This is a genomic window from Mucilaginibacter rubeus (genome assembly GCF_014643835.1).
Classification (GTDB): Bacteria; Bacteroidota; Bacteroidia; order Sphingobacteriales; family Sphingobacteriaceae; genus Mucilaginibacter; species Mucilaginibacter rubeus.
In genome coordinates this window covers 554,017-580,789 of record NZ_BMKD01000002.1, presented here as the reverse complement: position 1 = coordinate 580,789, position 26,773 = coordinate 554,017, and the positions used below count along the sequence as shown (strand labels likewise).

Here is a 26,773-nt window from a genome sequence, read left to right as displayed (position 1 = left end):
TTTTAATATCTATTTGCTTGATTTTGTATGAATTACGCCAGATTTAGTTTAAATTAGGTTAAAAGTATCCATATGGAAAACTTCTGGCAGGAAAAAAAGGAATGGCTCAATAAATTGACCCTGGAAGATGCAAAGTTCATATTTGAACAGGCCGAAAAATCATATAACTACACCATAGAAACGGCAAAGGGTATTTATGAACGATCAAACGGATTATTAACCCTGGTTTCAGGTGTTTTAATTGGTCTTGTGGCTTATGCTATCGGAAAATGGAAGGATACACCTCACTTGGATAGTTTGTTATTTACAGCAATTGTAGGAATCTTTTATTTTTTGATAGTAGGTTTAATGTTTGTACTGCAAGGCTTAACCCCAAGTGAATATCTTTTGCCAGGTACAAATCCCAAAGTATACTTTGATAAGGCATTTTTCCATAAGGATATTGCTGATGATGAAAGGATCCTGAGGTTTTACAAAGTTGAGATCATCAATTACCAGGAACGGATTGAGCAAAACACAAAGAAAAACGATTATAGATGGAATATTTACGTACTTTGTTTACGGGCAATATTTTTTTCGCCCATAGTTATGGGGATAGCTTTTGCTATTGCAACTATAGCTTCCTGACTACTCCGCTCCCAGATAATCCGCCTGATCAGACGATGACAGGTCGTTATCATCCCATAAACCGGGTGTACCTATATCCCCTTCCAAATAAGGCTCGCTGTCTTCGGCACAAGGCATGGCCTCATCCAGGTTAATGTCTGATCTGCCCACACGGCCCTTGCCTGATGTTTTGATATCCCAGATGTCAGGGATATTTCCACTGTCTTCTTCAGGGGTTGGGGTTTCGTCAGGATCTGGAAATTGGCTCATAATCAAATAATTATTGCTAAATAAAGTTAAATTATTGCCGAGATAAAAACAAATGGAAAATGTGATTAATTGATGCAGTGAGAAACGAGTATATTGTTTTAAAGATTTTATTTCTTTGGATTATTTATTGTCTCTAATTCGATGGGCAATAAGGAATGACAATTAAATATTTTTTAATAAAAGCTAAAGGCCTATGGAGTTTTATATCCATAAGCCTTTGGCCTTCCAATCTTACAATAAAATTTGTATGTTTCAGTATTTGAAAGGATATGTTCCCGGTCCGGGAGATGTAGTATAAAGTTTAAAGAAGCTGCCCGAATTTGGACTTGTAGCTCCGCCAAAGGTACGTGTATCCGCTAAATTTACAGTAGAAAGAGAACCATTTCCATTTACACCATCAGCAATTATGGCAAGGTCTCCGTCAACGGTAAGCACCAATTGAGTATTTTGAGGATTTTGAGATCCACATTTGAAATAATATGTCTGTGATTCAAAAACAGGAGGCCCATTAACTTGATACAAAACGAGATTTAAATCATTTTGTAGATCTAATCTGGTTTGTTTATTACTTGTGTTGCTGGCCCATAATACTTTTCCTGTTGAATGGACATAAACTACAAGGTTACCGTCGCCTTGGTTGTTAAAGGCATAAATTCCTGCTTGCCATGTACCTTTAGGAACAACAACTGATGGAAATGAAGACGAAGAAGGGAACGTGCCAATTACTGTATAGTAACTTGGTGAAAAATGAGTAGTGCTTCCTACTTGTGATAAGGCGCATGAAATACTGTTAACTGATACGCGCTTAGTTATTTCAGTTTTGTTAGTATTAGATAAACTGTCCGCCCCACTTTCATTGGTGCCTGAAGAGGTTATTCCGAAAGGATTTTGTGTTTTTTTCGCGTCGTTCGCGATTGGATGATTAGATGGGTTTTTAGAGCATCCACAAATTAAAAGAATGAATGCAATACATAGGTTTTTTTTCATTTGGAATAGGTTTTTTTCCAAAGGTATTATTATATATCGAGTTGCAAAAAAAATATTATATTATTATTGAATTATTAAATTGTAATAAACGATAACTGCTAAAATGTTAAACAGCGGTATCGATAAATTCTGTTGTTTTAGGATTTTCTGGCCTCTCAATATTTTATCTCACGCGTTCTTTAACGCCGACAAATCGCATTGCAGATCTTTATCCCAATTTCCCGTTTTAGCCGCGGCGTCATAGGTGGATTGTAAAAATTGAAGCAAAGTCCTTTCCGGGTCGGCCGATCGGGAAACAACTTCGTAGGTCAATAAAAACTCACCCATTTCCCCGCTGTAAAATGCTTCGGGAGGCGATACCTGCTGTGTGGCAAAATCTTCCGGAGTCGGGTAGCAATATGCGTAAAAAACGGGATGAGGGAAAGCATCCGAACCCGGCCAAAAGCCGCATGAGCTCACCTCCTGCGAATAGGCTTCCTGCATTACTATCGCGGGCATATTGGGAACGCTGCCCTGATGTTTTGGTGCGGGCCTGCCCGAAAAGCGGGTGACCGCCAGGTCAAATCCTCCCCAAAAGAAATGTACCGGACTATTTTTCCCTTGAAACCCGGCCCTGAACTCTGTGAAAACATTATGGATCCTTACCAGTGCCTGCCAGTAATCATGCATAATGGAAGCGTTATAGTTACATGGCGTATGATTTTCGGCAAAAGGAATAGCCGGTTCCACTTCATTCGGCACCGCATATATTTCTACACTTGCATTAACTGAAGCAATGCTGTCCATCAGGGAACTGTAAAAGGCGGACACACTTCCGGTACCGAGCTCAAACGATCGTTTTTCTCCGGTACTGGTGGATATATTCAGGGTATGACTGATAAAATCAAGATCTATCTGGAAAACGCCGCCCTCAAATGGCATACTTCCGGTAGTTAGACCGGTTGAACTTACATAAAGGGTTACCTGCCATGAATGATTGATCCAGGGCATTTGTTTTAATCTTACCTTACCAATGATTTGAGTCCACATATGAACACTTGCAAGGGTATCTTTAAGATCATGGTAATCAAGCCTGGGCCAGCGTGTTGTTGTCGGGTTGCTCATAGGTATAATTTGTTGAGTTAAATCGCGTAATCCTAAATTACAAATGTTTTGCGGGATGTTAGCTTTAATTTTCAGTCAAATAAAAATTAAAGCGGATATCTCAATTTTTGCTCCACTGTCACATTTTTATATCATTTGCAGTTGTTAACGGTGAGCTAACATGAGTGGGCTAAGTTGGCTGCCGAAAGTATTACAAAATAAAAGATCGACAAAATTACTTATGGTACTAAGCACTAACAGGAACATTGGACTGTTAATTAAAACCGGTTTAATAATTATGGTTGCGGGCTGCATCAGCGGTTCGGCATTGGGGCAATCGGCCCATGTAAACCCCTGGGCTCCCAAACCGCTGGGCACACTGCCGCCGCCGGCCAGTCTCAGTCAGGGTGTCTGGCTTAAAGGCGAGCTGCATATGCACTCCAGGCATAGCAAGGAGTCGTCAAATAATTCAATCAGCAAGATCATTACTTTTTGCAAGTTGGCAGGGATCGATTTCCTGGCTATTACCGATCACGATAATCATGTAGAAGGCGACATAGCCCACAATACCTGGGCTGATCCGGAGTTTAAATCAGATTCGGTATTGCTGCTTTACGCTGCCGAATGGACAACTACCCGAGGCCATGGCAACGCCTTTTCGGCCAGGCCTTATGATCATCAACAGTTATTTGACGTGCGCGATCAGCGCGATACTGTGGTGGGGCGCATAAAAAATAAACTTGGTATTCACCTGTCGGCAAACCATCCCAGCGGTAAAGATCATTTTGGGTATTCGTATGATATGGTTAATTCTATCGAAGTATGGAATTCGGCCATATGGTCAAAAAATGCCAATGCGATCATGATCTGGGATGATATGCTGTCATCGGGCCGAAAGCTAACCGGCAGGGGAGGGAGCGATGCACATCACGGCGTGCCTGTAGGGGATGAAAAACCAGGCCCTAATACTTACCAGGCTAAAGCCAATTATGCAGGAACGCCTACTACCTGGGTATTTGCAACTGCACGTACTAAGCAAGCTGTTATTGACGCCTTAACCAACGGACGGGTATCTATAAGTTCAAACCCATATGCTCCCCGTGTTGAGTTTTATGCTGATTTAAATGGCGACGATAAAATGGATATGATGATGGGTGATAATGTGAAGGCAACAGGTAAGCCGGTTAAATTTAAAGTTCAGTTAACCGGGAACAGTATAAAGGATACTACCTACACTATCAATGTAGTAAAAAACGGCAACCCGTTTGGTGCTTTTAAAATGGAAGGAAAAATGCCCATGATTGAATTTACCGATACACCGGCAATAGCCGGCCGTACTTATTACCGGGTTACGGTTGAAGGGCCGTCTACGCCTTACCCTCAGGTGCCGCAATCAGCAGCACTGAGCTGTAATATGGTAGGATTGTCAAACCCGATCTGTTTTAATTTTGATCCGAATTTCTGACAACCGAATATAATAGGGAAAACCGTACACGAGCTTACTGTGTACGGTTTCTTGTAGTAACTATTAACTAAAAGAACGAAGCTGCAGTTAAAAGTGTTGGTGTTTTATAATAATTATTAAAACCCCAATTCAATACGGATTTGTTTAGTTTAATAAGGTCAGTATGTCATCAATTATGTGATGTAACAGGATATAAAAAGAGCCGCATTATGCAATGCAAAACGGCTCTTTTTTGATTTTTTATTATTTGTGTTTGATAGTTTCTTCAACAACACGGTCGCCCGTACCGGCTGGATATCTGTAATTCAATATAAAGCTTTTAGTGGCAGGGTCGTAAGTACTTTTCTTTCCGGCAACAGGTAATAACGGTTGGGTTGCACTAACATTACCAGAAACAGTTACCTCATTTGTAGCTTCATTTACGGTCAGGGTCATTGATCCGCCGATATCACCAATTTCTGTGCTTACGGCTGTAGCACCAGCTGTAGTAAGGGTTTTATCCCTGTCTATTGCGCGGTCGCCGTTTACAGGATGGTGGAAGATTCCGGTTGAGTGATATTCCCCGTCATACTTGTTCTTAATAGCAAAGAAAGCATATAAAGTGTCTTTGCTTTCAGCATGTACGGTTAAACCGGCAGCGTCACTGATTATATAAGCAAGCGCATATTTTTTGGTCAGATCAAACTTACTTCCATCCAATTTGATAGTGAAATAGTTCTGGAAATCCCCGGGAGCAAATTTAGCATTAAGGTTTCCTGAAGTTCCGGCAGTAACTTTGGTGCTGCTTATTGTATACAGACTTGTTGGCAGTAACTCATACTCGGTGCCATTATCATCGTTGTATTTAGTGATTGCATCGGGGATTGATTTCAAAACCACAGTTTGATCTTTTTGCAAATCCGCCGTGCTTTTTGCATCGCGTTTGATCGAAAATACATCAACGGTCTTAATGTTGGTAAACGGATCAAAGAAGTGGGATTGTTCAAGTCCGTCAGGGAATCCGATGAACGACTTGCCATTGTCCATAGCCTGCCCTGTAACCTTGTCGGCAACAGTTTCTTTCCGGCAGCCTGAAAAAGCGATTGCAGATGCGATACAGGCAAGAAGTAAATATTTTGAAATGTTCTTTTTCATCTTGTGTGTTAATTTTAATTAATTATTTAACGTCCCACCAAACACGTGAATCCTGAGTGTCACCTCCTGATAATCTTGCTACCGCGGCGTTTACACTTGCACTGTTTGTACTGTATTCAGTTGTAGAATACACGAATCGGCGAACAATTTGCTTGGAAGCGTTTGTTGCATCAGGGGCAGGAGTAAGTTTCGGATAGTCTGATTTTCGCCATATATTCCAAGCCATATGGCCATCAGGATAACTTGCCACCCAACGTTGAATTGACAGGTTTTTGATATTGTCGATGCTCGGACCAGCTGTTATCTTAAACTGACTTTCGAAAGATTCAGGAACACTACCAACGCCCCACTGCGCAAACGATTCGGTTAAACCCTTGTGGAAATCGTCGCTAACGCTTTCACTGACCCAGCCTAAATTAGCTGCTTCAGCTCTTGCTAACCACGTTTCAGCTGCGCTGATCAATACAACGGTTCCGGTTTCAAGCCTGAAGTCACCACGCAATACACGCGCCCATTTTGGGTTAGCATCGGTAAATGCGGTTACCGCTAAGCGTGCTAAACCATAAGGTACTCCAACACTTGATGTATTAAGATTACCTGGTTGTTCGCTTTCGCCTCCAAACGCGGCCTGACGGGCATCGTTTGTACTTGCTGTGTAATCAGTTAGTGTTTTTGATTCAGCAAAATCTTTTCTGCCGTTATAGAGGTTCCACCAAGGACTTTTGTATGAACTTCCCGGATATTTAATTACGAAGTTTTGATCTTTACCGATTATAACTCCCGATGCAACGGCCTCTTTCGCGGCCGCTGAAGCTAAACTTGCTACACTTGAAACTTTCGACATCTGAACGGCAATGAGTAATTTGAGTGAATTTGCCATTCTTTTCCATGAGGCTACATCGCCACCATAGATCAAGTCGCCTGATATAGGTGATGAATCAAACGAGTTTATAGCAGTTGTTAAAGTGGTGAGCATGCCTTTGTAAATATCCTCTTGGGTATCATATTTGGGCAATATGTTCGCTGAACCCTGTAATGCTTCACTGTAAGGTACATCTCCCCATGAATCAGTAACAACCCAAAAGATGTATTGCTGAAGGATCTTAGCTACGTTTACCATGTTTTTATTAGGGTTTAACCTAACAATGATCTGCAGGTTATTTAAGTTACCTCCATAGTTGCCGGTAAATGAGTTTTGTGGTAAATTATAAAGAGAGGTACCAGAATATTGCGTTTCGGTAAAATACTGTGCATATTGACCGCCGCTGATGGCTTCTGTTCCGGTGGAGGCGTACCCCCCAAGTCCTGCTTCCACAGCCGATAATAGAGCCGATGGAATTGGTGTTACTGTTGCTCCGGGGTTGTTATTAACATCACCGAAGTCTTTAATTTTATTACAGCCGGCACCTAAGAAAATAAGTGCGCTTGATATGGTATATAAATATATCTTTTTCATTTTTTTTCTCTCTGATATCCGTTAATCTTAGAATGTTACTCTCAGGTTAAAACCAATGCCCCTCGTGCCGGGGTATTGCGCTGTTTCACCTTCTGTTGCGGTAATCTCTGAAGGATCGAAATCTTTAGATTTTGCGTACATCAGCCATAAGTTGCGGCCGGTTAGTTCAAATCTTGCAGACTGCAACGCTTTACCTAAACCCCATTTTTTGATAGGAAGGTTGTAACCAAACGCTATCTCACGAAGTTTAATAAAAGTAAGGTCATAGATATACGGGTCGTAAGTTTTGTTGTTGGTTAAGCCCTGGTAATATGCTTTCGCGTCAACATAGTATGTAACCGGATTGTTGTTAGCATCAACACCGCTAACTTTAACACCGCCACCGTCAGCAACAGGGTCACGTACCGATAAGCCCTTATCATTAAGCGCTGCGGTATTGGCAGTTAAACCGCTGTACTGGCCCCACCTGTTTGAAAGGGATACGAATTTACCGCCAAACTGATAGTCGATATTAACATTAAGGACAAAATCTTTAAATAGGCTAAATGAGTTTTGCAAACCGCCTGTATATTTTGGTAGCGCGCTTCCGAAATACACGTTAGGATCGTTTATATACATGCCTGACGAAGTAAGGATTGGAACTCCCTTAGAATTACGTTTGATACCATTACCATAGATTTGTCCCCACCATTTACCCTTTTGATTGATGAGCAAAGGCATGTCTGAACCCCAAACACCTGCAACATTTACCCTGTTAACGCCATATTTATCACTGATCTCTACTACCGTATTATCTATCAGCTGAGCGAAATTTGCATTAATAGTCCAACTGAAATTTGGTAGTTTTATAGGGGTACCGCCTGCCATTAATTCAAGGCCTTTTCTCTTGATCGAACCTACGTTGGTTTGAATGAATGATACGCCGCTGGCAGCATTTACACTTAGAGAAGTAGGAAAATCCTTGTCTTTTGCCGCATAATAGGTAGCCCCTAAGTTCAGCCTGTCGTTAAAAAAGCCAAGGTTAAAGCCAACTTCAGTTGTTTCTGTTGTGCTTCCATGTAAGTTTGGATCAACAAAGTTATTTGGCCCGGCTTCTAAAAGGTAGCCATTGAATTTACTGCCTGCTACGTTATAAACAGTGTTATTTACGTAAGCGCCAAATGTTTCAGTACCATTACTTAAGGCACGCGGGATCTGGCCCCATGATGCCCTTACCTTACCAAAGCTTAACCAGTCTTTAAATTCGGGAAGCAATTCGCTGAACACAAATGAACTACCGAATGATTTTGATAATACAGAGTTGGCGCCGTTGGCTGAAGGTAAGGTAGAATACCAGTCGTTACGTAATGTTCCGTCAACATATACTATTGCTTTGTAACCCAGCGAAACTTTGCCAAATAAAGCGCGGTATTGTTCCTGCGTACGGCCGTTACCGTATGCGATAGGATCTACCGAGTTTGATAAAGTATAAAGATCCGGCACACTTAGCCCATTTTGGGTACTGGCCGAAACATCTTTATAACTCCAATTATAGATATCCGAACCTGCATTTGCGTTAATGTGAAAATCTTTTATCTGCTTATTATAGCTTAGTAAGGTTTCGTAGTTTTCGCGGTTTGAATATGTGTTGGAAGTGCCATAAGCGGCTTTTTGACCGGTTTGGGTACCACTGGCCTGAATTTCTGAAGAGATCCTTCCTTCGTTCCAGGTATTGGTTTGGTTACGGCGGTAGGTAACTTTAAAACTCAGGTCTTTTATGATGTTATACTGGAAATAGATAAGTCCGTAGAAACGGTCACGCTGATTGAGGTTTTGCCATTGTTTTTGCCATAAATATGGGTTATACCAATAGTTGCCGGCATAAAACTGCGATGGGTTTGAAGCATCGTAAGAATTAGGGTTTTGGTGATTCCAGCTTACATAGGTTCCATCAGGTGATTTCAGGTCCTGTAATTCTTTCATGATGCCCATATCCAAATCACGGTGGAACCAGGAGTTAAATGATCCGCTGGTCGCGCTTGCATAAGCGTCACTGATCTGGCCATTTAGCTGTGTGCCTACAAAATTAATATTTGCGCCTACACTAAAATGTTTGTTAAGGTCATAGTTAACATTTAAGTTAAATATGTTTTTAGTTAGCTTGGTCTCAGGCACTATACCGCGTACATTTTGGTTATTGTATGACATCCTGATGTTGTAGTCATCCCCAGCTTTGCTAAATGCAATACTATTGTTCAAGCTTACACCGGTTTGAAAGAAGTCTTTCGCATTATCTGGTTGTGGTAGCCATTTCGCGGTTTTGAACGAGTATTTGGTGCCGGCTGCCCATGCATACCATGGAATATATTCCTGACCAACCATTTTGGGGCCCCAACTGCTATCATCTGTATAGTCCGGATAGTATTTACCATCTAACGCTTTCCAGCCCTCCGGATCGCCATCTTTCCAGTGATACTGGATAAAATCGGCAGATGCACCACCTCCATAAGTGTTTTGGTAGTTAGGCATGATGTAGGCCTTGTCAAAGTTGGCTCCTATGTTAACTTCCAGTCCAATGCCACGACCTTTTTTTCCTTTCTTGGTGGTCATAACGATAGCGCCAAATGCTCCCTGTGAACCAAATTGTGCTGAAGCGGCAGGACCTTCCAGTACGCTCACCGATTCCATATCATCAGGGTTAAGATCATCTGAGTTAGGTAAAATAGTGCCGTCAACTACATAAAGCGGATTGTTACCGCTCCCAAAACCAACAGCACCGCGTAGTCTAATATTGGTACTACGGCCCAGGGCGGCAGCTGATTGACTGCGAACTTGTATACCGGCTACTTTACCAGCTAAGGCATTGTTAATGTTGGGCTGCCTAATAGTGTTCAATTCTTCGGACTTTACAACTTGCGCCGCATATGATGCAGAACGTGATGATTGCTTTGTTCCGTAAGCACCAGAGATAACAACCTCTGATAATTTGTTAGCGCTGCTTGATAATTTTACATCTAAGGGAGCCGAACCTATTTCAACAGTTTGAGATGTAAAACCAATAAAGCTAAAGCCTAAAGATTTTGCAGAGGCAGGAACAGATAAAGAAAATTTACCATCTGCATTTGTTTGTGTACCGAGCGTGGTACCTACAACTCTTACGGACACGCCTGGCAGCGGTAGTCCATCGTCTTTTGAAGTTACCCGGCCGGTAACCGTTTTGTTTTGTGCATGTACCACACTAATAAATAGCATGAACAAACACCAGCTTGCGAGTAGGAGTTTTTTCATTGTTAAAAAATCAGTTTTAGTTAATATTCAAAACTACAATTTTTGTAATAAAATGAAAAAAAAGTTAAAAAAATTTTAAAGTTTTTTGCATATATTAAAATATTTATAAAAAAATTGATAAAACGTTAATGCAAAATAAGTGAAATGTGGTTTTTTTTGAATTCTTCATATGAAATTCATATAAAATCTATATGAATTTTAATTTTTGAGGCGGTTGCCACGATGTTTATGGAAAATGACGTGAAATATTACTTTATAAAGTCAATATTAATGAGATATGTAAGTAATAATTGAAAAAGCGTGTTCTTTTTTTTAATTTAAAAACTAAATATACATTTGAGAAAAACGTTTTAGTTTACTTTTTAAAAATAATAATATTTTTTGTAAAAAGAAAGTGACAAATGGCTGAATATTAAAAAAATAATTGGTGAAAGCTTTTGCTTGTAATACCCGAATTGCCTTTGTGAATATTTAATTAATTGACTGTTAGGTTTTTAGTGATTTTGTATTCTGTATATATTATTATTTTTTGTCGGATTCTGTTTTTAAATAAAATGTTTAAAAAGAATTTAATTGTCAAACTGTGATAGCAAGGTATTTTGATTGTACCCCAATTAATCGAATTTTTGTGGTTTACTAAAAATGGGGGCGGCACTTAGCACTTCAATGCAGCTTAATTACTTCATTAATTGTCAGGTAGCAAATATCCGTTGCCATGAAGTTGTCATCTGCCGGTTATGCAACCTTAAAGGATTGTTTGTAATAGTTGCAGGCAGGAGCGAAGAAGCTTAAATTGCATTGTGAGCAAAAAGCGTTTGCGACATTTGTATCTTTTTCAGTATTTGATTGCATAGTTGGGTTAGGCTTTGGTTGTAATACTGTTGTCCCGTTAAAATTTGAAGGATAGACGAGCCTGGCTGTTGATGATGTCGCTAATGCATCTGTTTGAGGTTCATATTCACTAACAGGTAATTGAGGGGATATCCCCGAAACAAAGTGAGGGGCTTTGTTATATTTAAGTAGCCGGTACTCTCTTCGGTCTGGAAGTTTGCTCTGAGGCCTTGGTAAAACTATCCCGTTGTCATAAGATTTATCCTGCAATAATGCGATTATACAAATCAGCATTATTATAAATGTGCTAATAAAGTATTCCATCACTTTTTCTGTTAATAGATTTCGGTATATATTGGATACAGTAACCGGGTAAGCGTAATTCATATAAATAAGATGTGCGATGGCTTTTCATTTATTTAAGTTTGTTTCGGTAGAACAATTTTATGAACAGAGGCTGGGATGCACAATACAAATCAGTTGGTATTTTATGAAATAAAGATAAAATATAGATTTACAGTGAATTTATTATATGGAAAGCACCGTGGAAAAATTATCAGTAATAATAGCAGATGATCATACTTTATTTATAAACGGTTTACACATGTTGTTGCAGGGAGAGCCGGATATAGAGGTAATAAGTATTGCAGCAAACGGTAAGGAGTTATTGCATTCGTTACACACCAAAACGCCCAATCTGGTATTGCTTGATATCAATATGCCGGGTATGAACGGGTTTGACGTACTTAAGCGCATAAAGGACTACTATCCTAAAATTAAGGTAATCATGCTTTCTACATACAATGAGGAGCACCTGATTGAAAAAGCAAAAGCTGAAGGAGCTAACGGCTACTTGTTCAAAAATGCCGAAAAGGCGGAACTATTACAGGTAATGCGCTCCGTAGCGCAAGGGCAACTGTGTTTTCCCTGCAAGCAGCCGGTTGTTAATTCCATGCCTAATGAACCAGATCCTTTTTTAAAGCAGTTCCAGCTTACTAAGCGGGAAACTGAACTTTTACAATTTATAAAACAGAATTTTACCAACCAGCAAATGGCCGATCATCTTCACTTAAGTATTTATACTGTTGAAACACACCGTAAAAATATTATGCAAAAGCTTAATCTGAAAAATCCGGTTGAGCTTAACCGGTTTATCATGCAATATAACTTATAAAGGTTTATTGGTGAGTGGGATATAAATAGAAACAAGTGTGCCCCTGTTAGGATGCGAATCAAATTCAACCATGCCTTTTAAAAAATTTATCCGCGACATTAGATTGTTTAAGCCCATGCCTTTAAAAATATCAGGATTGGTTGCGTCAAAACCTATGCCATTATCTTCAATAGTGAGGCTGATGTTTTCATCACTTCTTATAAGTGAAATGTCAACCCTGTCGGCATGAGCGTGCTTCATTACATTGTTTACACTTTCCTGTAATACCCGGTATAAAATGATCTCGATGGTATCGTCAAACGGCGAATCAAATCCCTGGCAAAAAAAGTTTATTGCAATATTATTGTTCTTGATATTCTCAATAAATTGTTTAATTACTTGTGCTAACCCTGTTTTATGAAGTGTCCAGGGCATCATATTGTGTGATATCGTTCTTACCTCTTTAAATCCATAATCAACAAGGTTAATTGCTTTTTCAAAACGGGTTCTTTGCTCTTCGTTTATGAAAGCTAATTCACTGCCTATAACTGACAGGTTTATTTTTGCCGCCGATATTATTTGGCTCACACTATCATGTAAATCCCTGGCAATTCTTTGCCTTTCACTTTCTTCAGCTGCAATTATAGCCTGCATAGCCATATTGCGCTGTTTTAGCTTGTTTTGTTTATAGTAAAAAAAGCCTGTAAAGAACATTAAAAGTATAAAAACACAGATACCCGCCATCCAGTAATTACGCTTTGTTATTTCAAATTGTTGTTGCAGTACCTGATCTTCACGTTGTTTTATTTCGTATTTTGCCTGTAGTTCATCAATGGTGCTGTTGCCTGAGGTTTTAATTGCTGCATGCCTTTTTAAGTAAATCAGCGATTGCTTATAGTCGCCCAATTGCTCATACAAATCAGCTATTTCATTTGTGGCGCTTCTTTGCATATCTGCATAATTTATTTGTGTGGCAAACTGAAGGCTGTTTTTTAATGCATCGAGAGATTGTAGATATAACCGTTTGTTTTTATACAATACGCCAAGGTTAAAATAGTTAATTGAAAGCGCAAGGGTATCATTTAATGATTTTTTGACATCGATGATTTTTAAAATTTCCTGCTCTGAATCGTTTGGTTTAATACTTCCCATAACATCCCCCATAAATTTATGGCTGTAGGCTTCAGAGGTGTTTTCATTTGTTTGCCGGGCAAGGTTTAAAGAGTCGTTTATGTCGAAAGCCTGCCTGGAGTAATTTAAGGCCTCCCGGTAATTGTTTTTTGCCTCATATAACGTTGCGGCCAGGTTTAAAGCTTCTATCAATTCTGTACGGTCGCCGGTTTTTTGGGCATACGAAATTGCCAGCATGCAAAATTCAAGCGCTTTTTTATGATTTTTTAATTTTACATACGCTTTCGCTAACCTGTAGTAACCATCGGTTAAAATGTACTGTTGATTTATTTTGTTGAGTGCAACCGCGGCAAGGTTGTAATAATATGATGCGGAATCATATTGGTTAGTTTGGAAATAAGCTTCTCCTAAAGTTTGCGATAGTAAAGTAATTGCTTTTTTATTGTTTAGCTTATGTGCAAGGTTCAATCCTTCTTTTGCAACTATAATGATTTTAGTCGGATTTTTTTCAGCCGGATAGTTGGCAATCTGAGTAGCGGCGGTTAAGCGTTTTTGTATGGGTGATTTGCTGAAAACAACCTTTTCTAAACTGTCAATATTTTGACCGCAACACGGAATTACAGCCAAAATAAGCAGAAAAAACAAAGGGTATTTCATGTCCGGGTTTTTGGTCCCGGTTAAAGATAGCAATTTGATATTTATCAGCAAAAGCCGTTGGGCTTGGGGTTGTTACCGGTTAATGTGTTTTTAAAATCTGGAGATGAATATTATTAAAGCAGATAATACGGCTAACACGAAAAACATAATTTGCCGTTGCCTGGCACTGATAATGTTGGGTATTTTGCCTGTTCCCTGCAATTTGTCGAGCTTAAATTTATACATAGCCGATAATCCCATAAAAGTTAGGGAAACAAAGCCCGCGAGGTAATTTAAAGTACTTTCCATGGTTTTTTTAATTTAGATGAAACGCGATGAATTAATTTGGTCAAAACCATTATGGCTTTGTTTTATATTATTTCACCATCGTGCTTGACAGTACAATTTTATGGAGAGGCCGAAATTCACACAATACAAAGCAGTTGGTATTTTGGAGTAACACCATAAAGCTTATTTTTACAGATGAAATATTGGAGGTAAGTATATCATGTAGAAACACTATTTAGTATTATACAGATAGCATATATTGGAAAGCCGTGTGCCGTAATCGATAAAAAGGATTAACTTTAATAATGATTTTACAATATAATTCTAACCTATACCTAAAATCATTATTGCTCATTAACAATCAATAAAAATTAAATTAATAAGCTATTATTCACCAAATAAAACTGACTGACTGTATTGAAAGCAATCGCTTTCTGCATAAAGATAATTAAATGGAAATGTCATACATCGTCCAAAAAAAGAAGAGAAACCGGCGACTCAACAGCTTAATACCATGCTTTATTTGGTTATTAGTTGCCTGGGGGGGCTTAAGTAATACTATGGCCCAGAGCCGCAATAATCAGTCGGACTGGAACGTGCCGCCGCCATTAACGCCTGGTACAATTACCAAAGGAAACACTCAAGGCAATGGTTCGGCGGGTAAGCCGATTGTACTTACGCTTACGGATATCCCCGTAGTTGCTCAGCCCTTTGTTTCAGCAACTCAAATGCCTGTGCTGGCTGCAGTTGGCTCAACGCCACCTGTGGTTGATGCACCCGACCAACCCGATGTTAATGGTTCAACTGCGGGGTTACCTGAAATTCCATCGCCTGAAGCGCCCGAGGCTCCACATTTGCCAAAGCAAACAATGCAGGACCTTCAGTTTTCAGCTGTTATGGACCTCCCTTTGCCAGAATCGCCGGAATTGCCGCCAGCGCCTGTTGAGCCAACCGTATCAGGCCAGGTGAATATTATAAAAGGCCCCATTCCGATAATGCCCGATATAACAAGTACGGTGCCGCTTTTACAGCCTTCCGAAAATCTTACACCCTGGTCTATCCCGGAAATTCCCGAAAGCGAGAGCTTTAAAATGATATCGCCTGCGGGAACGAAGGATGATAAGTTAAAAGGCAAACCCCAATCAAACAGGAAAAAACACTAACTGTGACATAATGTCAAATTATTAAAGGCATTATAACAAGAATACCAAAATGAAAAGTACCCCAATTGAGTTAAAATATATATTTGTTATAATATTAGCTTTTGCGAGCGGTGTTACCTATGCCCAGGGCAGATTTAAACAGGGAGATGAGTTTCAAAGGCAGGTAAATACAAAGTCAAATTGTGTTTTACAGCGCGGCAGCCAAACTTTGCGTGTTGGTTCGGTTTCAATAGTTATTAAAACGTACAAGGTAACCGATGCTTCTGAAAGGGGGGCCTCTTTTACTATTACTACTGATAAGCTTATCGATACCATAAATGCAATGAACCAGAACCTGGTATATAACTCAGGTAAACCTGCCGACCCAAATTCTGTTATCCAGGTTGGTTTGCAAAAGATGTTCAATAATCAATCGATAGTTTCAGTAAACAACAAAGGCGAGATCCTGAATTTAAAACGCCCGGCTGTTGCCAATGATACACTTTTATCTTTTGCCGGCATCCAGCCCGAACGGTTGTCGCCAGGGACCACACTACAGTTAATGGTTGATTTTCCAGTAAGCGTCGCGCTTAAAAAGGGCTATTCATGGAAGGTGACTACTTCATCGGCCGAAACCAACTATACAGTTTATGCTATAAGCAGCACAACTACCGTTGTTACCTATAAAACTTCGGTTTTAGGCGGTAGCTTAAATAGCCGGATAAACGGATCAATGCTCATAGATAACAACACCGGGGTTATTTTAAAACGCTATTCGCAAAGCGTTTCTACTGGCTATGAAATGGTAAATGGAATAGTTTACACTGCCACCCGCCGTACTGCTGTTACAGAGATCTGTAATAAAAAATAGACTTTTAATATCCTTTGATTTATTTAAAAAGCGTCGCTGTAAATTTGTAGCGCATTGAAAAACTCACCTCGTGACAGAGTATAAAAAGGAGTTGAAATTATGAGGGTATGGTTTTTGAAGATAATGGTATCGACCTTAAGCATTAATGTTTAGTTGTTTTTTAACCCGATCTGATGGTTGCCATAATCGGTTAGGTATTCATTACTGATGAAAAAATCGAGACTGAAAATGGTACGGTAATCACCCGTATTATTGGGATTTTGCACTTCTGTTAGGTTTCCGGTGCTTGATGTGGTATAAGTATAAACAAAGCCCTTGTTGGTAGTTATGGTTACGGTCGAATTTGCGGGAAGGCTGCCTATTGAATTGGTTGCCAGCCTGTCTTCAATTACAGTAGTTGATGGGGTTCCGGTATCAAACAAAATCTGTCCGGAGATGGTCTTTCCATTGTAAGTGATAGTTGCAGGGATATTAGGTGAGTATCCGCCGCTGTTTGAATAAGAAAGCGGGTGCATAATGAATCCGGATGATGAAAGATCACTGTTGCTTAAGCCGATAGTTAACAGATTGCTTACATAAGTTCCACTGGTGGAAAATAAGCTTTTATTTAACGTGGCCAGCTTAAATCCGCTTGTAAGACCTGTGCCGGTGCTAAAGGATCTTAACGGGCTCTGAATCAGACTGGTTACATAACTTGTACCGGGGCCAACACCAAAAACATCGCTGGCATGGGCCGATAGTTGCGCACCAGTTTCATCAACTATTTTGTAGTATAAAAAAAATGGCACCCTTTTTAACGTAAGGTTGCCCTGTGCGTCGCCGATGGTGATATTGGCGTAGGCTAAATTGCCGTATTCTTTTGTGGAGCTTAACTGGTCGCCAAAGCTTATTGTGCCCTTGGTATTAGTAACCGTAATACCGTTCACAACCACCGAGTCCCCGGTAAACTGGATGCCTGACGATGTGATCATTGATGCAGGCAGGATACCTGCGGCATCAAGCGTCATCCCCGATGAACCCGTATCAAACACGGTATAATAAGTCACTGCTTTTGTGCCTACCAGCGTAATGGGTAAAAAGATCCGTTTGTTTACCCCGCTGGCGTATTCATATAAACCAAGTGTAACAGGACTAACTTGTGTTTGAGGCGCTGCGGTTTTATCTTTTTTACAGGAAAAAAAGGCAACCGTTATTAATAAACAACCAATAATTTTGGAAGTAAAAAGTAAATGTTTTGCAGTCATATATGTCTGTATATAAACCCGGTTGGTAATAATTACGATAAAAGTGCCGTTTTAGTTGAGCTTAAAATTAAGATAACAATTTGATATACCGGGTTAATGAATCGATAAAACTGGGTGTTGAACCGATTAATTATCCGGACATATAAACGGACGGAGAACGCTGCTATTGTGTAAGTTAAAGCAAATGATTGGTTTCTTTGATAATATCCATTACAAAAGTGCTTTTTGAGTGGCCAATACCCTTTACTTCGCTTAGTTTATTTACAAAAAACGAATGGTAACTATCCATACTTTCAGAAACAATTTTGAGCATAAAATCAAAATCGCCCGATATGTTATAGCATTCTATCACTTCGTCAAATTCCAATACAGCGTTAATAAAATCGGCACCTGCTTTGCGGCTATGTTCGCGCAGGGTTACCATGCAAATAACCATGATGCGTTTGTTCAGCATCCGCTTATCTAAAATGGCGGTATAGCTTTTAATAACCCCCGCTTTTTCAAGGCGTTTAATGCGTTCGTGCGCAGGCGTAGGGCTTAGGTTGATCTTAACAGCTATTTCCCGCACAGTAAGCTTGGCATTCCGTTCAACCAGCCGTAATATTTCGTAATCTTTTTCATCAAGCTGGATGCCGGCTTTTTCTTGTTCTGTTTGTGGGGCCATAACGGTGTGTTAATTGGGCGTTTGTTCTTTTAAAGCGCTTTAATTTTTAATTATGTTCCAAAATTATAATAAATAATATTGTTAATTTCTATTAACATAGTTTTGAAAGGACAAAAATCAAAATTATGGCACAAAAAAAGAACAAAGTCCTGATCATAGCCTCTATGGCCATATTTGTCGAAGCGCTTGACATCGCCATCATTAACCTCACCATTCCGGCAATACAAAAGCAGTTTGTGGTCACTAACGACCAAGTTCAATGGCTTCAAACGCTCTATGTGCTATTGTACGGTGGTTTCCTGATTATAGGAGGGAAGCTGTCTGATGTTGCCGGACCAAAGAAGGTCTTTATTACCGGTGCGGTATTATTCCTGGTAACTTCATTAGGTGCCGGCTTATCAGGTACTTTTGTGTTTCTTAGTTTATCGAGGGCTGTACAAGGCTTGGCAGCAGCGTTGATCATGCCATCAGCACTTTCCATAGTAACGCATACTTTTACCGAAGAACTGGAGCGGAGCAAGGCTATCGGGATCTTTAGCTCATTCGCGGCGGTTGGTTCAGGAAGCGGTCTTTCCATTGGCGGAATCATCAGCACTTACTTAGGCTGGCATTGGGTGTTTTTGATCAACGTGCCAATACTGGTTTTTATTATTGTTATAGGCTGGCTGTCCCTGGCTAATGACGCTCCTGAACAAAAGCAGCCATCCCCCGATTTGTTTTCGGGTATTTTATTGGTGATAGGTTTGCTGATGCTTAGTTATGGTGTGCACCAGCTTGCAGATATCAAACAACAATATACTTTTATTATGCTTTGTGCTATAGGCGTGGTTATTTGCATGAGGCTCTTATATGTCCGTTTAACCCGGAGTGCAAATCCGCTGATCGATCTTTCAGTTTTTAAAGCGTCATCAGTTATTACCGCAAATGGCGTATTCATTTTATTAGGCGCATTTTTTACCGGTTACCTTTTCATTATATCTCAATTATTGCAAAAAGATATGCATTACACCGCAGCACGGTCAGGCTTGTTACTGGTACCTTTTAGTTTTTTATCAGCTATTGTGGCTAAGTTTATGCTACCCGGCATCATGAAACGGTTAACAACCGAACAAACAGGATTGTTGGGTATGAGTTATATGTTAACCGGGGGACTGGTTTTAATTTGCGCGGTATTTACAGGTTACTCTCTCGCTTTACTGCTGTTATCCGCTGCTTTTATATCCGGTTTAGGTATGACCATCTGTTTTACAAGCTTGTCGGTACTTGCTGTAAAAAACATCCCCAAACAACACTACGGGTTGGCATCAAGCCTGGGTACTACCGCTTACTTTTTAGGTGCCGGAGTAGGTTTGTCTATACTCGCACTTTTTATGCAAACAAGCGATGAAGGCGCTTCCGTGAGCACTTTATCGCTTGTTATACTTAGTATGTATGCTTTAATCGGTTTGCTATGGCTCATTATTTACGTTGTAAATTCGGTAGCCAGGAACATGCAGGTATCATTAAATGAATCATAAAGACTGCCCGACGTTTTTTAACTGGTGAATGTGCTTTTGAGTATGATAGCAAATAAGATAGAGCCATTCTAACCGGGTAAGCTCACCAAAAAAAGGAACTACCAGATCAGTACTAATGGCATAAAGATCTTTGGAGTTAATTATTTCTCTAACCTGGATGATAACTGTTTGTAATAATTCGATAAGCTGAGATTTATTGTGAGGCCCGTCTGATGGCAATATGTTTGGTGCTGATTTGAATTTAGCCTCAAAATCAAGAAACAGGTCTTTTATCATTTTGACTTTTTCGGCCGGGTCTCTTTCTGCTGGTTTGTCGGAGCCGGTAAGTACCGGAACAAGTTGTAAAGCCGATTTAAAAACATGTTCCGCTATCTGTCCGGCTGTCCATCCGCCGTGGGGTGGTATAATATTAATTTGTTGCTCATTGAATAAAGCAATGGTTGATAAAAGGTTGCTGGCAGTATCCTCAAATACTGCCAGTAAGTTAATACGTGCATCGGTTTGGAGGGTGGTGGTTATTTGATTTTCCATGATGTTTTGAAGATTGATTAATACAAATCTCCATGCAAAATCAAAATTTACACCTTGTCGTTTGTGCCATAATTGGGGTGGTTTTGCGCCATCGTATGTGCAGGCGTTTATCTTTTCTTTTCACCCAATGAAAACCAATTACCCGAGTCGTCTTTGAATAAGGCTTCAAAGCCGTAAAACTCTTTAGTGGGGGCTTTAGTAAACTCAACGCCTTTCGCTTTTAACTCTTCGTAAGTAGCTATAAGGTCGTTGCATTCAAAAACCCCGAACCCAAAGGTGCCGCGCTGTACCAATTCGCGCATTTGATGTGCCGACTGTGCGTCGAACATCATTCCCTCCGTTACAGCCATGAGTGATATTTCCAATTCGGGCTGCCCGGGAGGACATACAGTAAGCCAGCGCATTCCCGGCCCCATGGCAGCATCTGTATTTACGGTAAAGCCTAATTTGTTTACATAAAAATCATAAGCGCTGTTCTGGTCAAGTACAAATACGCTTACATGGTTTAATTTGGTTATCATGTTAATGTTGTTTGATAAACCAAAAGTCGTTATCAAAAAAGAACCGGGCTTATTGAAAATTGCGATTTCGCAGCCATTCTTTTTCCCGGGCAAAGCAACCGGGTATAAATTTGAGGGGCGATTGCTGCATCTCCGCCTGCCGTTTAAGTTCTGTTTGCTGGTAGTTTGCAGGAGAACGGGAGGTGATCTTTTTAAATAAAGCAGAAAATGAAGTAACACTGTCAAAACCTACAGCATAACAAACATTAGCAATGGGAAGGCCTTTTTTTAATTGCAGCCGGGCGTTTTCAACCCGCACCTGGATGAGGTATTGGTGTGGTGTTTTACCATAGATGTTTTTAAACAACCTGATGAAATGATATTTGGAAAAATAGGCCTCGTCGGCAATATCGTTCAGGTCGATCGGTTCATGATAGTTTTTATCAATGAACAACTTAGCCTGTACAAGCCTGCGGTAGAGGTATATTTTGGGTAATTGATTGGTCATTTCAGGTATAAATATCGGCTTTTTATTATTTGAAAACGCGCTACCTGTTAAAACCGAACAATTGAACATGTTCGTTCTTTCTCTCCATGATAAGATCATGGAGAATTTCGGCAGCTATTACGCTAAAAGTGATACCATTACCTCCAAAGCCAAGCGCAAAATAAGTGTCTGGTCTTTCGGGGATACAGCCAATATAAGGCAAGCCATCTTTCGTGTTGGCAAAAGCACCAGCCCACCTAAAATCAGCTTTTAACGGGATGTGCGGCATTTTTTTGAGAAAAGCCTGCTGTAACATGTCCGTCTTTCGTTTAATAACAGAAGGCTGTATATGCGGATGATGAAAAGGGTCATCGCGGCCTCCAACCAGGATGCGGTTTTCACTTACAGCCCTAAAGTACATGTAGGGTACAGCAGTTTCCCAAATCAAACTGTTCTTATACCAAAAACGTACATCGGGCAAAGGCTCCGAAACCAGTGCGTAAGTTGAGTTAATTTCGGCTATTTTTTTAGGGACATATTTTAAACTTTCGTAACCACATGCAATAATCAACTTTTTAGCTTTGATAACTGAGCCGTTGCCGGTTTGCAGCGTTATGCCTTGTTTATGATGCTCAATGGCTTTAATATCGGTATTGCTGTATACTTTATGACCGGCTTTGGCAAAATTTGCAAGTAAAGCATGGGTAAGCAGATATGCATCAACCTCCCCGCCATCTGCAGAGAAAATAGCCCCGGAAGCCTTAAACCCGAATTTCTGTTCAATTTCATCAGCTTCGAGCCATTGTACCTCAAAGCCATGCTTTTTACGGAAGTTATATTCCTGATTTAGTGAATTTGTATGTGTTTTGAAGCTGGCATACTGCAAACTTGGCCTCAAGCTAAAATCAAAGGCGGGTTTAAGCGATTTACATAAATCAGCAATGTCATAAATAGCTTTGCGGCAAAGTTGATAGCTTGTTACGGCATTTGCTTCGCCAACCAGGTGTTTTAAAGATGTAAGGGGCGTATCAATTTCATATTGCAGGAACGCAGTGCTGGCCGCGGTACTGCCCATACCAACGTGGCGCTTATCAAAAACAGCTATACTTAAACCCGAGTTGCGGAGCTGCCAGGCTGTTAAAGCGGCGCTGATGCCGGCCCCAATAATGGCCACATCCAGCTTCAAATCTTTTTGAAGAGAAGGGTAGGAGGCAATTATGCTATTTTTTATTAGCCAGTAAGGCTGTTGTTCATATAAATTCATGGATTTGAACAGCTATAGCATAACAACATGCAATCCTTTTTTAAGTTTTTTGGGGGGAAATCAAGTGTAATAACAGGGTTATTCAGTATTTTGAGAAACCATAAAGAATTTAATTTAAGGCAATATTTTGTTAATGAGCAGATTATAGGCAGGCTTGCAAAATCTTTCAAAAAAAATTTTGCAACTTAATTTAAAATCATACTTTTGCACACCCAATCAGGGAGACGGGATGTAGCGTAGCCCGGTATCGCGCCACATTTGGGATGTGGAGGCCGCAGGTTCGAATCCTGCCATCCCGACTAAAGCGATACCAAGTATCAAAACCCTCTAAATTGAATTTTAGAGGGTTTTCTTTTCTGATTGGCGAAATAGTATGCCAGCGCAGGCTGAATAAAAAAACGGGATGTAGCGTAGCCCGGTATCGCGCCACATTTGGGATGTGGAGGCCGCAGGTTCGAATCCTGCCATCCCGACAGAAAGCGATATCAAGTATCAAACCCTCTAAATTACAATTTTAGAGGGTTTTCTTTTTACAGATTCATGTTTACTTGCTTCCATGCTTGATCTTCTTTAACGGGGAGCAGGCAGAATCATTTCCTCGCTTACAAGCATATTTTGTCGCAATTGTCCCCTAAGTAGTCGTTTTTGTACGCTATCAAACCCTGAAATGAGTTCCATCTTTGTATTGTTAATAAAATCAAACTTAACCGCCATGAAAAATTTACTCCAAGCACTTAACCCTCTTAAATCAATACTGTTAATTGTAATTATGTTTGCAACATCACGATCAAATGGACAACAAATCAAGCCTTCCAACGGTGGCTACGCGCCTGTGAACGGTATCAAAGTTTATTATGAGGTATATGGCGAGGGTAAACCGCTCATTTTACTACATGGTGCTTTTATGACAATTGAAGGAAACTGGGCCGAATTGATCCCTGAACTATCAAAAAACAGGAAAGTAATTGCCATTGAATTACAGGGACACGGGCATACACCGTTTTCGGATAGAAAGTTATCATATGCTACCTTAGCTAATGATGTGGAAGGAGTTATGGACTACCTGAAAATTGACAGTGCCGACGTAGCAGGGTATAGTATGGGTGGCTCTGTGGCTTACAAGTTTGCTTTACAAAGCCCTAAACGGTTAAAAAAATTAGTGATCATTTCTTCTACTTATAAAAGTAGCGGATGGCTGCCTGAAATAACCAATGTTTTCAAATCCTGGAAGCCCGGGCTTTTTATGAATACTCCTATGAAAACCGCATACGATGCAATAGCACCAGATAAAACAAAATGGACAAAGTTTATAGGGCAGATGATCGCTTTCGCGCAGGAGCCGTTCGACTTCGGTGATGACAATATTTCGAAAATTTCTGCTCCGGTATTGATCATAGCCGGTGATAACGATGGGCTGGACAAAATTGAATTGGCAAAAACATATAGATTATTAGGCGGCGGCGTTTCTGCTGATTTAGCACCAATGCCAAAATCGCAATTGGCCATTGTCCCTTCGCAAGGACATGTAAGCCTGATGATGCAGACAACAACGGTGTTGACCTACTTGAACAATTTTTTAAAGTAAGCTGATGCAAATGCATGCTAACAGAAAAGCGTTATCAGAATTTAACTTTTAATCAGGCCGCTTCTCTCGTAAGAATATTATTCGCAAGTATTTGAAAGAGTAGTTCGAATGATCTTTTGAAGAAATGCTTTGAACTTCTTGCCGCTCAATCAACACTTTTTGCAATCAAATCTTCATCGTAATTGTTGTTACCTAAAAAGGAGGAAGCATGCCCTGGTATAACGGAGACTACCCGCCATCTTACAAAAATCAACCTCCCAAATTGCGGGAAAAGGCGGTAGAAATTGCCAATGAAATTTTGAAGGAAAGCGGCGATGAAGGCATTGCCATAGCCACAGGTTTAAAAAAGGCACGGGAATATTTTAAAGATCATCCCGAAGAAGCTGATGCTGACAACGATTAAATTGTTAAGGAGGCTATTAAAACATCGCTGTGCTTTTAGACGTTACTTTCCCGATCCTTTTATTCCTGCGCAAAACAAGTTCGCACAGCTGTATTGCCGAACTCTCAAAATCATCGTGGCTGTCACTAAGCAGGAGCCAGGCCGTATCAAAGCCCTCGTCTAATACAAAATCAGTGATGGCCGGTATTTCCCCTTTGAGGCTGGCATGATTTTCCCGCCTGGTAGAGATCCAAATACCGTTATGCTGCGGATTTTTACTAACCTTTCGGAAGATCAGCACAATCTTTTTATCGAAATAGATATAGAACATGCCTACCGCCGGCTTGATGATTATACCTGTCGGTAGGTAATCGAGCAGGAAGTCAAATGGCACGGGTTTTTTCATGGTTTTTCAATGAATGTGCAATATAATATACCCTGATGAAAATAGAGGGCTTTTCATTTGGTTTTACAGACCGACGGTGAACGAACTCATGTCATAATATGCCGCTTAAATGTCACTAATGCACCTTGTCTGTCCATGAAAAACCAATTAGTTTTGAGGTAGTTAATAAGAAAAATCAGAACAGATTAGGGTCTTGAGTTCTTAGTCCGGATAAAGGCTGCAAGGTGAAGCCTTAGCCGGCGGTGTTGCCTGTAAAAACAATTAACGCTTACAATTTTTTATTATATATCACCACTAAAATCATTTACCCATGTTACCCATCAAACCACACATCTGGTTCGACCAGGATAAAGCCCGGGAAGCTGCCGAGTTCTATGCAACTTTAATGCCTGATTCGGCTTTAAACTATGTTAATCATTTCCCAATGCCCGGCGGGGAGTGCGAAATAGTTGAATTTACCTTTGCCGGCCAGCCATTCCTGGGCATCAGCGCCGGGGATGGATTAAAGATCAGTCCCTCTATTTCTTTTATGATCAATTTTGATCCGTCGCGTGATCCAGATGCCGCAGGGCGTATTGACGAAGTTTGGAGCAAACTATCAGAAAGCGGAAAGATAATGATGCCGCTCGACCGCTATCCTTTCAGCGAGCGTTACGGTTGGGTAAGCGATAAATATGGTGTGTCATGGCAACTGATACTGACCAATCCGGCAGGTGAGGAAAGACCAGTGATCGTTCCGTCGCTGATGTATACGGGCTTGGTGGCCGGTAAAGCTAATGAAGCCATCGACTTTTATTGTTCTGTGTTTAAAGATGGTAAACGAGGCATTACTGCCCCGCGCCCCGAGGATATAGGGCCTGATAAAGCCGGCACGCTTATGTTTGCCGATTTTCATATCGACCAAACCTGGCTGGCAGCGATGGACAGCGCGCATCCACACGGTTTTAGTTTTAACGACGCGGTGTCGCTATTGATCCCTTGTGAAATACAGGAAGAGATCGATTATTATTGGTCAGCGCTTTCAGCTGATGGCAAACCCGGCCAATGCGGTTGGCTGAAGGACAAATATGGCGTGTCCTGGCAGGTTGCATCAACAGTTATGTTAAAAACACTGAAAAACGGCAGCCCCGAACAAATTGCACGCGTTACGCAGGCTTTTATGACGATGAAGAAAGTTGACGTCGCAGCCCTACAGCAGGCCTCTGATAGCCGTTGACCCATGTTGGCGTGATACCACTATTTAGTTGTTAATTTACCCAATTTGGCATATTCCACATCATTAGGTTCCCATAGTTCAATTTTGTTGCCCTCGGGTCCATCAGATGTACAAAGTTGCCGTAACTGGCTTTCTCTACTGAATCGGTCGGCAGGATGCCGGCCGATTTGAGATTGGAATCATGAATCGAGGCATCTGCAGCTTCAGTACCGTATGCTTTTACTGTTGTTGTTTTCATAATCGTTTATTTTGAATATTGATCATCACTTACTTTCTCCAGCCAGGTAACCACCTCGCCGTTAACGGCTTCCTGAATGGCTATATGACTCATAGCTTTACCCGGCGATGCACCATGCCAGTGTTTCTCGTTTGGTTCAAACCAAACTACATCACCCGGCCCTATATCTTCGATCGGCCCACCTTCGCGTTGTACCCGGCCAAGACCGGAAATAACAATAAGTGTTTGACCTGCCGGGTGAGTGTGCCAGGCTGTTCTGGCGGCAGGCTCAAAGGTGACCAACGCACCCGCGCCTTTGGTAGCTTCTTTTTTTGCAAACAGGGGATCTATACGCACGGCGCCGGTAAACCAAGCTTCCGGACCTTTTACTGATGCTTGCGCACCGTTTTTAATTATTTCCATAATAAATAGATTGAGAG

General features: G+C 40.6%; 27 protein-coding genes and 2 tRNA genes. 11 read left to right on the top strand and 18 right to left on the bottom strand.

Annotation, left to right across the window (positions count from 1 at the left end; translation table 11 throughout):
- The first annotated feature begins 72 nt into the window (after positions 1–72).
- Entirely contained in the window at positions 73–627 is a 555-nt protein-coding gene (locus IEX80_RS08915; RefSeq protein ID WP_188832683.1) for a hypothetical protein, read from the top strand.
- Here IEX80_RS08915 and IEX80_RS08910 read toward each other — a convergent pair whose 3' ends face one another.
- The 3 genes from IEX80_RS08910 to IEX80_RS08900 all read right to left on the bottom strand — a co-directional run bounded on the left by IEX80_RS08910 (position 628) and on the right by IEX80_RS08900 (position 2,967).
- Positions 628–876, bottom strand: coding sequence for a hypothetical protein (locus IEX80_RS08910; RefSeq protein ID WP_188832682.1), 249 nt, complete (start codon positions 874–876; stop codon positions 628–630).
- Between the two features lie 252 nt (positions 877–1,128).
- Positions 1,129–1,863 carry a hypothetical protein gene (locus IEX80_RS08905; protein WP_188832681.1) on the bottom strand — a complete coding sequence of 245 codons (735 nt, stop codon included), beginning with the start codon at positions 1,861–1,863 and terminating at the stop codon, positions 1,129–1,131.
- 168 nt (positions 1,864–2,031) lie between these two features.
- Positions 2,032–2,967 carry a DUF5996 family protein gene (locus IEX80_RS08900; protein WP_176627577.1) on the bottom strand — a complete coding sequence of 312 codons (936 nt, stop codon included), beginning with the start codon at positions 2,965–2,967 and terminating at the stop codon, positions 2,032–2,034.
- A 220-nt stretch (positions 2,968–3,187) separates the two neighbouring features.
- Between IEX80_RS08900 and IEX80_RS08895 the strand changes: the two genes are divergently transcribed.
- Complete coding sequence (locus IEX80_RS08895; protein WP_188832680.1) at positions 3,188–4,411, top strand: CehA/McbA family metallohydrolase; 1,224 nt, start codon at positions 3,188–3,190, stop codon at positions 4,409–4,411.
- A 243-nt stretch (positions 4,412–4,654) separates the two neighbouring features.
- Here IEX80_RS08895 and IEX80_RS08890 read toward each other — a convergent pair whose 3' ends face one another.
- The 4 genes from IEX80_RS08890 to IEX80_RS08875 all read right to left on the bottom strand — a co-directional run bounded on the left by IEX80_RS08890 (position 4,655) and on the right by IEX80_RS08875 (position 11,423).
- Positions 4,655–5,545, bottom strand: coding sequence for a BT_3987 domain-containing protein (locus IEX80_RS08890; protein WP_176627575.1), 891 nt, complete (start codon positions 5,543–5,545; stop codon positions 4,655–4,657).
- Between the two features lie 22 nt (positions 5,546–5,567).
- A complete protein-coding gene (locus tag IEX80_RS08885) occupies positions 5,568–7,001 on the bottom strand; it encodes a SusD/RagB family nutrient-binding outer membrane lipoprotein (protein ID WP_176627574.1) in 1,434 nt (477 codons plus the stop codon).
- 27 nt (positions 7,002–7,028) lie between these two features.
- Positions 7,029–10,268, bottom strand: a complete 3,240-nt coding sequence (locus IEX80_RS08880) for a SusC/RagA family TonB-linked outer membrane protein (RefSeq protein WP_188832679.1) — start codon at positions 10,266–10,268, stop codon at positions 7,029–7,031.
- 735 nt (positions 10,269–11,003) lie between these two features.
- Complete coding sequence (locus tag IEX80_RS08875) at positions 11,004–11,423, bottom strand: hypothetical protein (RefSeq protein WP_188832678.1); 420 nt, start codon at positions 11,421–11,423, stop codon at positions 11,004–11,006.
- 208 nt (positions 11,424–11,631) lie between these two features.
- Between IEX80_RS08875 and IEX80_RS08870 the strand changes: the two genes are divergently transcribed.
- Positions 11,632–12,273, top strand: a complete 642-nt coding sequence (locus tag IEX80_RS08870) for a response regulator transcription factor (protein WP_090526719.1) — start codon at positions 11,632–11,634, stop codon at positions 12,271–12,273.
- On the opposite strand, the gene IEX80_RS08865 is transcribed toward IEX80_RS08870, so the two are convergent.
- Both IEX80_RS08865 and IEX80_RS08860 read right to left on the bottom strand, forming a co-directional pair.
- The gene (locus IEX80_RS08865; protein ID WP_188832677.1) at positions 12,268–14,040 is read right to left on the bottom strand and encodes a tetratricopeptide repeat-containing sensor histidine kinase; all 1,773 of its coding nucleotides are present in this window, start codon (positions 14,038–14,040) and stop codon (positions 12,268–12,270) included. The genes IEX80_RS08870 and IEX80_RS08865 overlap by 6 nt on opposite strands.
- 90 nt (positions 14,041–14,130) lie before the next feature.
- Positions 14,131–14,328 (bottom strand): hypothetical protein, encoded by a 198-nt coding sequence (locus IEX80_RS08860; RefSeq protein WP_090526723.1) that lies wholly within the window; start codon positions 14,326–14,328, stop codon positions 14,131–14,133.
- 539 nt (positions 14,329–14,867) lie between these two features.
- Between IEX80_RS08860 and IEX80_RS08855 the strand changes: the two genes are divergently transcribed.
- Positions 14,868–15,470: a hypothetical protein gene (locus IEX80_RS08855; RefSeq protein WP_090526725.1), complete on the top strand. Its 603-nt coding sequence runs from the start codon at positions 14,868–14,870 to the stop codon at positions 15,468–15,470.
- A 49-nt stretch (positions 15,471–15,519) separates the two neighbouring features.
- Entirely contained in the window at positions 15,520–16,320 is an 801-nt protein-coding gene (locus IEX80_RS08850; protein ID WP_090526727.1) for a hypothetical protein, read from the top strand.
- Positions 16,321–16,469: 149 nt separating this feature from the next.
- On the opposite strand, the gene IEX80_RS08845 is transcribed toward IEX80_RS08850, so the two are convergent.
- Together IEX80_RS08845 and IEX80_RS08840 are read right to left on the bottom strand one after the other, a co-directional pair.
- A complete protein-coding gene (locus tag IEX80_RS08845) occupies positions 16,470–17,564 on the bottom strand; it encodes a pepsin/retropepsin-like aspartic protease family protein (protein WP_090526729.1) in 1,095 nt (364 codons plus the stop codon).
- Positions 17,565–17,739: 175 nt separating this feature from the next.
- Complete coding sequence (locus IEX80_RS08840) at positions 17,740–18,228, bottom strand: Lrp/AsnC family transcriptional regulator (RefSeq protein ID WP_090526731.1); 489 nt, start codon at positions 18,226–18,228, stop codon at positions 17,740–17,742.
- 125 nt (positions 18,229–18,353) lie between these two features.
- Here IEX80_RS08840 and IEX80_RS08835 point away from each other — a divergent pair, with 125 nt between their 5' ends.
- Positions 18,354–19,745, top strand: a complete 1,392-nt coding sequence (locus IEX80_RS08835) for an MFS transporter (RefSeq protein ID WP_188832676.1) — start codon at positions 18,354–18,356, stop codon at positions 19,743–19,745.
- On the opposite strand, the gene IEX80_RS08830 is transcribed toward IEX80_RS08835, so the two are convergent.
- The 4 genes from IEX80_RS08830 to IEX80_RS08815 form a co-directional block, all read right to left on the bottom strand.
- Positions 19,740–20,276 carry a DinB family protein gene (locus IEX80_RS08830; protein WP_188832675.1) on the bottom strand — a complete coding sequence of 179 codons (537 nt, stop codon included), beginning with the start codon at positions 20,274–20,276 and terminating at the stop codon, positions 19,740–19,742. The genes IEX80_RS08835 and IEX80_RS08830 overlap by 6 nt on opposite strands.
- A gap of 107 nt (positions 20,277–20,383) precedes the next feature.
- The gene (locus IEX80_RS08825) at positions 20,384–20,797 is read right to left on the bottom strand and encodes a VOC family protein (protein ID WP_090526737.1); all 414 of its coding nucleotides are present in this window, start codon (positions 20,795–20,797) and stop codon (positions 20,384–20,386) included.
- A 49-nt stretch (positions 20,798–20,846) separates the two neighbouring features.
- A complete protein-coding gene (locus IEX80_RS08820) occupies positions 20,847–21,284 on the bottom strand; it encodes a helix-turn-helix domain-containing protein (protein ID WP_176627566.1) in 438 nt (145 codons plus the stop codon).
- Positions 21,285–21,324: 40 nt separating this feature from the next.
- Entirely contained in the window at positions 21,325–22,527 is a 1,203-nt protein-coding gene (locus tag IEX80_RS08815) for an NAD(P)/FAD-dependent oxidoreductase (RefSeq protein WP_188832674.1), read from the bottom strand.
- 225 nt (positions 22,528–22,752) lie between these two features.
- On the opposite strand from IEX80_RS08815, the gene IEX80_RS08810 reads away from it, so the two are divergent.
- From IEX80_RS08810 to IEX80_RS08795, 4 genes are all read left to right on the top strand, one after another.
- Positions 22,753–22,826, top strand: a tRNA-Pro gene (locus IEX80_RS08810).
- Positions 22,827–22,926: 100 nt separating this feature from the next.
- Positions 22,927–23,000, top strand: a tRNA-Pro gene (locus IEX80_RS08805).
- Positions 23,001–23,239: 239 nt separating this feature from the next.
- Positions 23,240–24,112, top strand: coding sequence for an alpha/beta fold hydrolase (locus IEX80_RS08800; RefSeq protein WP_176627564.1), 873 nt, complete (start codon positions 23,240–23,242; stop codon positions 24,110–24,112).
- A 208-nt stretch (positions 24,113–24,320) separates the two neighbouring features.
- Positions 24,321–24,515, top strand: a complete 195-nt coding sequence (locus IEX80_RS08795) for a DUF2188 domain-containing protein (protein ID WP_090526743.1) — start codon at positions 24,321–24,323, stop codon at positions 24,513–24,515.
- A 16-nt stretch (positions 24,516–24,531) separates the two neighbouring features.
- Here the strand turns inward: IEX80_RS08795 and IEX80_RS08790 are convergent, their stop codons facing one another.
- Positions 24,532–24,900 carry a hypothetical protein gene (locus IEX80_RS08790; RefSeq protein WP_176627563.1) on the bottom strand — a complete coding sequence of 123 codons (369 nt, stop codon included), beginning with the start codon at positions 24,898–24,900 and terminating at the stop codon, positions 24,532–24,534.
- A 310-nt stretch (positions 24,901–25,210) separates the two neighbouring features.
- On the opposite strand from IEX80_RS08790, the gene IEX80_RS08785 reads away from it, so the two are divergent.
- A complete protein-coding gene (locus IEX80_RS08785; protein ID WP_188832673.1) occupies positions 25,211–26,116 on the top strand; it encodes a VOC family protein in 906 nt (301 codons plus the stop codon).
- 31 nt (positions 26,117–26,147) lie between these two features.
- On the opposite strand, the gene IEX80_RS08780 is transcribed toward IEX80_RS08785, so the two are convergent.
- Together IEX80_RS08780 and IEX80_RS08775 are read right to left on the bottom strand one after the other, a co-directional pair.
- The gene (locus tag IEX80_RS08780) at positions 26,148–26,354 is read right to left on the bottom strand and encodes a hypothetical protein (protein ID WP_175489975.1); all 207 of its coding nucleotides are present in this window, start codon (positions 26,352–26,354) and stop codon (positions 26,148–26,150) included.
- A 6-nt stretch (positions 26,355–26,360) separates the two neighbouring features.
- Complete coding sequence (locus tag IEX80_RS08775; protein ID WP_090526749.1) at positions 26,361–26,756, bottom strand: (R)-mandelonitrile lyase; 396 nt, start codon at positions 26,754–26,756, stop codon at positions 26,361–26,363.
- Positions 26,757–26,773: the final 17 nt, after the last annotated feature.

Bases quoted from the DNA above. Each gene is read 5' to 3' on its own strand.
- IEX80_RS08875 (WP_188832678.1), bottom strand. From the start codon at position 11,423: ATGGAATACTTTATTAGCACATTTATAATAATGCTGATTTGTATAATC.
- IEX80_RS08815 (WP_188832674.1), bottom strand. From the start codon at position 22,527: ATGAATTTATATGAACAACAGCCTTACTGGCTAATAAAAAATAGCATA.
- IEX80_RS08850 (WP_090526727.1), top strand. From the start codon at position 15,520: ATGAAAAGTACCCCAATTGAGTTAAAATATATATTTGTTATAATATTA.
- IEX80_RS08910 (WP_188832682.1), bottom strand. From the start codon at position 876: ATGAGCCAATTTCCAGATCCTGACGAAACCCCAACCCCTGAAGAAGAC.
- IEX80_RS08840 (WP_090526731.1), bottom strand. From the start codon at position 18,228: ATGGCCCCACAAACAGAACAAGAAAAAGCCGGCATCCAGCTTGATGAA.
- IEX80_RS08800 (WP_176627564.1), top strand. From the start codon at position 23,240: ATGAAAAATTTACTCCAAGCACTTAACCCTCTTAAATCAATACTGTTA.
- IEX80_RS08845 (WP_090526729.1), bottom strand. From the start codon at position 17,564: ATGACTGCAAAACATTTACTTTTTACTTCCAAAATTATTGGTTGTTTA.
- IEX80_RS08830 (WP_188832675.1), bottom strand. From the start codon at position 20,276: ATGGAAAATCAAATAACCACCACCCTCCAAACCGATGCACGTATTAAC.
- IEX80_RS08915 (WP_188832683.1), top strand. From the start codon at position 73: ATGGAAAACTTCTGGCAGGAAAAAAAGGAATGGCTCAATAAATTGACC.
- IEX80_RS08785 (WP_188832673.1), top strand. From the start codon at position 25,211: ATGTTACCCATCAAACCACACATCTGGTTCGACCAGGATAAAGCCCGG.
- IEX80_RS08885 (WP_176627574.1), bottom strand. From the start codon at position 7,001: ATGAAAAAGATATATTTATATACCATATCAAGCGCACTTATTTTCTTA.
- IEX80_RS08860 (WP_090526723.1), bottom strand. From the start codon at position 14,328: ATGGAAAGTACTTTAAATTACCTCGCGGGCTTTGTTTCCCTAACTTTT.
- IEX80_RS08825 (WP_090526737.1), bottom strand. From the start codon at position 20,797: ATGATAACCAAATTAAACCATGTAAGCGTATTTGTACTTGACCAGAAC.
- IEX80_RS08780 (WP_175489975.1), bottom strand. From the start codon at position 26,354: ATGAAAACAACAACAGTAAAAGCATACGGTACTGAAGCTGCAGATGCC.
- IEX80_RS08895 (WP_188832680.1), top strand. From the start codon at position 3,188: ATGGTACTAAGCACTAACAGGAACATTGGACTGTTAATTAAAACCGGT.
- IEX80_RS08820 (WP_176627566.1), bottom strand. From the start codon at position 21,284: ATGACCAATCAATTACCCAAAATATACCTCTACCGCAGGCTTGTACAG.
- IEX80_RS08865 (WP_188832677.1), bottom strand. From the start codon at position 14,040: ATGAAATACCCTTTGTTTTTTCTGCTTATTTTGGCTGTAATTCCGTGT.
- IEX80_RS08795 (WP_090526743.1), top strand. From the start codon at position 24,321: ATGCCCTGGTATAACGGAGACTACCCGCCATCTTACAAAAATCAACCT.
- IEX80_RS08855 (WP_090526725.1), top strand. From the start codon at position 14,868: ATGGCCCAGAGCCGCAATAATCAGTCGGACTGGAACGTGCCGCCGCCA.
- IEX80_RS08835 (WP_188832676.1), top strand. From the start codon at position 18,354: ATGGCACAAAAAAAGAACAAAGTCCTGATCATAGCCTCTATGGCCATA.
- IEX80_RS08900 (WP_176627577.1), bottom strand. From the start codon at position 2,967: ATGAGCAACCCGACAACAACACGCTGGCCCAGGCTTGATTACCATGAT.
- IEX80_RS08870 (WP_090526719.1), top strand. From the start codon at position 11,632: ATGGAAAGCACCGTGGAAAAATTATCAGTAATAATAGCAGATGATCAT.
- IEX80_RS08880 (WP_188832679.1), bottom strand. From the start codon at position 10,268: ATGAAAAAACTCCTACTCGCAAGCTGGTGTTTGTTCATGCTATTTATT.
- IEX80_RS08790 (WP_176627563.1), bottom strand. From the start codon at position 24,900: ATGAAAAAACCCGTGCCATTTGACTTCCTGCTCGATTACCTACCGACA.
- IEX80_RS08775 (WP_090526749.1), bottom strand. From the start codon at position 26,756: ATGGAAATAATTAAAAACGGTGCGCAAGCATCAGTAAAAGGTCCGGAA.
- IEX80_RS08905 (WP_188832681.1), bottom strand. From the start codon at position 1,863: ATGAAAAAAAACCTATGTATTGCATTCATTCTTTTAATTTGTGGATGC.
- IEX80_RS08890 (WP_176627575.1), bottom strand. From the start codon at position 5,545: ATGAAAAAGAACATTTCAAAATATTTACTTCTTGCCTGTATCGCATCT.